Annotated in this window: 5 protein-coding genes; all 5 read right to left on the bottom strand. The window is 56.1% G+C overall.

Annotation, left to right across the window (positions count from 1 at the left end):
• On the bottom strand, window positions 1–429 hold a 429-nt coding region (locus ACIQ0G_RS09830; protein WP_397577752.1), incomplete at its 3' end, for a hypothetical protein.
• A complete protein-coding gene (gene recN / locus ACIQ0G_RS09825) occupies window positions 426–2081 on the bottom strand; it encodes a DNA repair protein RecN (protein WP_397577751.1) in 1656 nt (551 codons plus the stop codon). The genes ACIQ0G_RS09830 and recN, both read right to left, overlap by 4 nt.
• Before the next feature lie 4 nt (window positions 2082–2085).
• Window positions 2086–2880: an outer membrane protein assembly factor BamD gene (locus tag ACIQ0G_RS09820; protein WP_324477249.1), complete on the bottom strand. Its 795-nt coding sequence runs from the start codon at window positions 2878–2880 to the stop codon at window positions 2086–2088.
• Between the two features lie 216 nt (window positions 2881–3096).
• A complete protein-coding gene (gene pnp, locus ACIQ0G_RS09815; RefSeq protein ID WP_397577750.1) occupies window positions 3097–5415 on the bottom strand; it encodes a polyribonucleotide nucleotidyltransferase in 2319 nt (772 codons plus the stop codon).
• 250 nt (window positions 5416–5665) lie between these two features.
• The coding region (locus ACIQ0G_RS09810; RefSeq protein WP_397577753.1) for a 30S ribosomal protein S15 at window positions 5666–5785 on the bottom strand (120 nt) is incomplete at its 5' end.

The following is a 5785-nucleotide window of genomic DNA, read 5'->3' as shown; positions in this document are numbered from 1 at the left end:
GCGCCTTTCTTTGGTGAACATGTCTTTGGAAAAGGCATCCGCAGGAAATTCTTGCCGCATGACGCTGCCTGACGTCACGGTATCGCCGCCATATTGGGATACAGGGTCTTCGGTGCCATCTTTTAACATATGGCGATGCTTCAGACGCAGGCCAGTGTCTGTCTTGCTGATAATCCATGTGCGCGATTTATCTTCGCCAACATCAAATGCGATCCGAACTTCGCGCGATGAACATTCGCGGACATGCGCGCGCATCTTGGCCGAATTAAAGCTAGCGTCGCTGTCATCGCCCGCCGCCAATTTGCCTTCAAATGACTTGCCGCACAGCGCGGAAAGTTCACGAAAAAATCCGTCGGCCGGCAGCGCTGCGGGTTCCGTGGTCGTGCAGCCAGTCAGCAGCAACGCCAAAATCAAACCTATTTTCTTCACACAACCTCCAAAAGACGTTTTGCTTGCGCGCGCGCTTCGTCCGTCACTTCTGCACCCGAAAGCATCCGGGCGATTTCTTGGCTGCGCGCGTCATTATCCAGTAAGACCACGCCCGTGCGCGTCACCGTCCCTTGGCTGGATTTGGCGATGAAGTAATGCGCCTTGCCTTTGGCCGCGACCTGCGGACTATGCGTTACCGCGAGCAACTGCGTATGTTGGGCCAAACGCGCAAGCCGCTCACCGATGGCAGCCGCCACCGCACCGCCGACGCCGCGGTCGATTTCATCAAAGATGATTGTCGCCGCCCCACCCTCTTCCGCCAACGCGACTTTCAGCGCGAGGATGAAGCGGGAAAGTTCGCCACCAGATGCGATTTTGGCCAGCGGCGCGAATGGTGCGCCGGGGTTTGTCGAAATCAGAAACTCGACGCGGTCCATGCCCGACGCGGCCCAGCGCTCTTCGGGAAGCTGCTCGACAGATGTTTGGAACTGCGCCGCATCCAGCTTTAGCGGCGCCAATTCGATCTTAACCGCGGCATCCAGCTTCGCTGCTGAAACACGTCGCGTTTCCGACAGTGCCGTGGCGGACGTGACATAGGCCGCGTGCTTTGCAGCGACCTCAGCCTCTAACAGAGCGAGCCCCTCACCACCTGCCTCAATCGACTGAAGCTGCGCGGTCAGACGCTCCTGCAGGGCAATAATGCCGTCCGGCGCGACATTGTGCTTACGGGCGAGCGCGCGCAATTCGAACAGGCGCTCCTCAATTTCATCGAGACGTGCGGGCTCATATTCAATCGCCCGCGCAGCCGCGTTCAACTTGTCCTCGGCTTCGCTTGCCTCAATCACGGCACGGTCAAGCGATGTCAGCGCTTCTGCCAGCAACGGATGCGCATCGGCCAAGCGATCAAGCTTGCGTGCCGCAGACCGGATAAGCGCAAGGCCGCTTTTGGGGCCGTCAAAGCTTTCGAGCACCGCCTTCAAATCTTCGGCGATGCGCTCGCCCTTTTGCATGTCCGACCGCTCGCCAGCCAGTTCCTCTTCCTCGCCCGGCTGCGGATTAAAGGCAGCAAGTTCCGCCACCGCATGCTCAAGCCACTCTTGGTCGCGCGCGGCATTTTCCAGCGCTTCGCGTGCGATATCAAGCCGGACTTTCGCCTCATGCCATGACGTGAAATTGGCCGCGACGGTTGCGGTGTCGCATCGGCCAAAGGCGTCAAGCAGCGCCCGGTGCCCGCGCGGGTTCAGCAAACCCCGGTCATCATGCTGCCCGTGTATTTCCACCAAAGATGCGCCGACATCGCGCAGCAAAGCGGCAGAGCATGGCTGATCATTTATGAACGCCTTACTGCCACCATCGGCCTTAACCGAACGGCGGATCAGCAGCGGCTCGCCTACGTCGATTTCAATGTCATTTTCGCCCAGCAACGCGACCACATTGGCTGGCGCATCAAAGCTTGCCGTCACTTGCGCCTTGTCAGCGCCTGCACGCACGAGGCCGCTATCGGCGCGCGCACCCAGCGCAAGGCCCAGAGCGTCCAGCAAGATAGACTTACCAGCGCCCGTCTCCCCGGTTAACACACCAAGGCCGTTTGCGAATTCAAGGTCCAGCGCCTCGATCAGCACCACATCGCGGATCGACAGCCCCGTTAGCATGTCATTACGCGGCGGGCGCGTTCTTCTGCATCAGGTCATAAGCGCGCTGATACCATTCGCTACCGGGATAGTTAGCACCCAGCACAGCCGCAGCTTTCTTCGCCTCTTCAGGCACGCCCATCGCCAAATAGCTTTCGGTCAGACGGTACAACGCCTCTGGCGTATGCGTTGTCGTATCAAATTTGTCGATGACTTCGCGGAAACGCAGCGAGGATGCGAGCCACAAGGCACGACGTTGATAGAAACGGCCAATCTCCATTTCCTTGCCCGCCAAATGGTCACGCACAAGATCGATTTTCAATGTGGCGTCAGCGGAATAGCGCGAATTGGGATAGCGACGTTGCACTTCACCCAATGCCGCCAATGCCTGCTCGGAAATTTTTTGATCGTGGGTCACGTCGCTCATTTGTTCATAATAAGACAAGGCGATCAGATAATATGCGTAAGCCGCATCTTTGTTACCCGGATGGATCGACAGGAAACGGCGCGACGATTGAATCGATTCGTTGTATTTCTGCGCCATGTAATAGCTAAATGCGCTCATCAACTGCGCGCGGCGGGCCCATGGCGAATAAGGATGCTGGCGTTCGACTTCGTCAAACAAAGCGGCAGCAACTTCATATTGCTTGTTATCCAGCTTGTCCTTTGCCGCCGTGTACAACGTATTAACGTCACGCGCGACATAACGGGTGTTGCTACCCGGCTTTGCGCCGCCGCCGCCAAGGCCAAGCATAGCGCAACCCGAAAGCATGGAAACCGAAGCCAGCAAGCCAGCGGACACAAGGATTTTTCTGTTCATGGGATTGTCCTTAGATACTCTTGGGGCCGTCGCCAAGGGTTTTGCGCATGTTAGTGCGAGATGCTGTATCGAGCATGAACTGAAGCCGAGATAGCTTCAACGGCAATGGGCTTTGGACATTAATAGCGGCCAATGCCCATAACGAAAAAGGGGCCACCGCAGCGACCCCTTTTCCTCTCCAATCCTTTTGCAGGATGTTCGTTATGCCGCGTGGGCTTAGTCCTTCAGGAATGCTGGAACATGGTCGGGATCTCCCCCGCCGTTGTTTCCGCCTTCTGAACGCTCTTGGCGTGGACCACGGTCGCCGCGGCCTTCACCACGTCCACCGCCATCACGACGCGGTCCGCGATCGCCACGGCCTTCGCCGCGTCCGCCACCTTCACGGCGGGGACCACGATCGCTGCGTTCGCTCTTTTCACGTGGCGGGCGTGTGTCTTCCAGTTCTTCACCGGTTTCCTGATCAACGACGCGCATCGACAGGCGAACCTTGCCACGTGGATCGATTTCAAGAACCTTGACCTTAACGTCCATGCCTTCGCTGACAACGTCGGTAACCTTTTCAACGCGCTCGTTGCGCATTTCGCTGACGTGGACGAGACCGTCCTTGCCACCCATGAAGTTTACGAACGCACCGAAATCGACGAGATTGACGACCTTGCCGTCATAGATTTTGCCAACTTCAGCTTCTTCAACGATGCCGGAAATCCACTTACGTGCGGCTTCGATCTGGGCAACGTCGGAAGACGAGATCTTGATAAGACCTTCATCGTCGATGTCGACCTTGGCGCCAGTGGTGGCGACGATTTCACGAATAACCTTACCACCGGTACCGATGATGTCGCGGATCTTCGCTTTGTCGATCTGCATGGTTTCAATACGTGGTGCGTGCGCCGACAACTCACCGCGGGCTTCGCCCAAAGCTTTTGCCATTTCACCAAGGATATGCGCGCGGCCTTCCTTGGCTTGGTTCAATGCAGCTTCGAAGATTTCACGGGTAATACCGGCAATCTTGATGTCCATCTGCATCGTGGTGATGCCTTCTGACGTACCAGCAACCTTGAAATCCATATCGCCGAGATGATCTTCATCACCCAAGATGTCGGAGAGGATCGCGAAATCCTTACCTTCAAGGATAAGACCCATTGCGATACCCGAAACCGGACGCTTGATAGGCACGCCTGCGTCCATCATGGCGAGGCTTCCACCGCAAACCGACGCCATCGACGACGAGCCGTTCGACTCTGTGATGTCGCTGGTCAAACGGATTGTATACGGGAATTCGTCCTTGGTTGGCAGCACGGGGTGCAGCGCACGCCATGCAAGCTTACCATGGCCAATTTCGCGGCGACCGGGCGCACCGAAACGGCCAACTTCACCAACGCTGTAGGGTGGGAAGTTGTAATGCAGCATGAAGTTTTCATAATGCAGACCGCCAAGACCGTCGATCATCTGCTCTGCGTCCTTGGTACCCAAGGTGCAGGTTGCGATGGTTTGCGTTTCGCCGCGTGTGAACAAGGCAGAACCATGTGCGCGTGGCAAGAAATGCGTTTCCGAAACGATTGGACGGATTTGCGTGGTGCTGCGACCGTCGATGCGGGTGCCGTCCTTCAGGATGGCGCCGCGAACGATTTCAGCTTCAAGCTTCTTCATCAACTTGCCAGCGGCCAGCTGATCCTGAGGCGCAGCGTCAACAAACGCTTCCTTCGCCTTTGCGCGTGCAAGGTTCAACGCGTTGCTGCGTTCCGACTTGTCAGTCAGCTTATAAGCTGCAGCAATATCCTTGCCGATCAGCTTCTTAAGCTTGTCCTTGGCCGCGGACAGGTCAGCCTGTTCCGCCATTGCCCAAGGATCCTTGGCAGCTTGTTCAGCAAGCTTGATGATTGCCTTGACGACTTCCTTACATGCGTCATGCGCAAACAGGACGGCACCAAGCATGATTTCTTCCGAAAGCTCATTGGCTTCGGATTCAACCATCATCACGGCGTCATATGTCGCTGCAACAACAAGATCGAGGTCACCTTCGGCAACCTGCTCATCTGTTGGGTTCAGGATATATTCGCCATTCAGGTAACCAACGCGTGCCGCGCCGATTGGGCCCATGAAGGGAACGCCCGAAATGGTCATTGCAGCTGAAGCAGCAACAATTGCCAAAATGTCAGGCTCATTCTCGCCATCATAGCTCAGAACTTGCGCGATTGCGTTGATTTCGTTGTAAAAACCTTCTGGGAACAACGGACGCAATGGACGGTCGATCAAACGGGAAACCAAAGTTTCCTTTTCAGTCGCGCCGCGTTCCCGCTTAAAGAAGCCACCTGGGATACGGCCAGCTGCCGAATATTTTTCTTGGTAGTGAACGGTCAATGGGAAGAAATCCTGACCATCCTTTACCGACTTCGCCGCGGTAACCGCGCAAAGTACAACAGTTTCGCCCAAAGACGCCATAACAGCGCCATCGGCTTGACGGGCAACCTTACCCGTTTCGAGTGTCAGGGTTTGTCCGCCCCACTCGATTGATACAGTTTTCGTATTAAACATAGATTTTCCTTTGACCCGCATGCCCTATGCGATGCGGGGCCTCAATTGAGCGGATGATCCGATCCGCAAACGGCCGGGGCATTTCAAAGCCCCCATGGCAGTCCAGCCTCATTGCCGGACACGCCCTTTTCCATTTTTCGTCATCCTGAACATGTTTCAGGATAACAAGAAACGGTCATTTGGTATCCTGAAACACGTTCAGGATAACCCAATACGTAAACGGCCCGCCGAGGCGGGCCGAACGATTGTGTTACTTACGAAGGCCGAGCTTCGCGATGAGCGCCGCGTAACGGTCGCCATCGATTTTTTTCAGGTAATCCAAAAGCGAACGACGCTTGTTGACCATCTGAAGAAGACCACGACGCGAATG

The organism is Sphingorhabdus sp. (genome assembly GCF_044354325.1).
In the GTDB taxonomy this organism is placed as follows: Bacteria; Pseudomonadota; Alphaproteobacteria; order Sphingomonadales; family Sphingomonadaceae; genus Sphingorhabdus_B.
This window is presented reverse-complemented; position numbering and strand designations above follow the sequence as displayed.

Bases quoted from the DNA above. Each gene is read 5' to 3' on its own strand.
- recN (WP_397577751.1), bottom strand. From the start codon at position 2,081: ATGCTAACGGGGCTGTCGATCCGCGATGTGGTGCTGATCGAGGCGCTG.
- pnp (WP_397577750.1), bottom strand. From the start codon at position 5,415: ATGTTTAATACGAAAACTGTATCAATCGAGTGGGGCGGACAAACCCTG.
- ACIQ0G_RS09820 (WP_324477249.1), bottom strand. From the start codon at position 2,880: ATGAACAGAAAAATCCTTGTGTCCGCTGGCTTGCTGGCTTCGGTTTCC.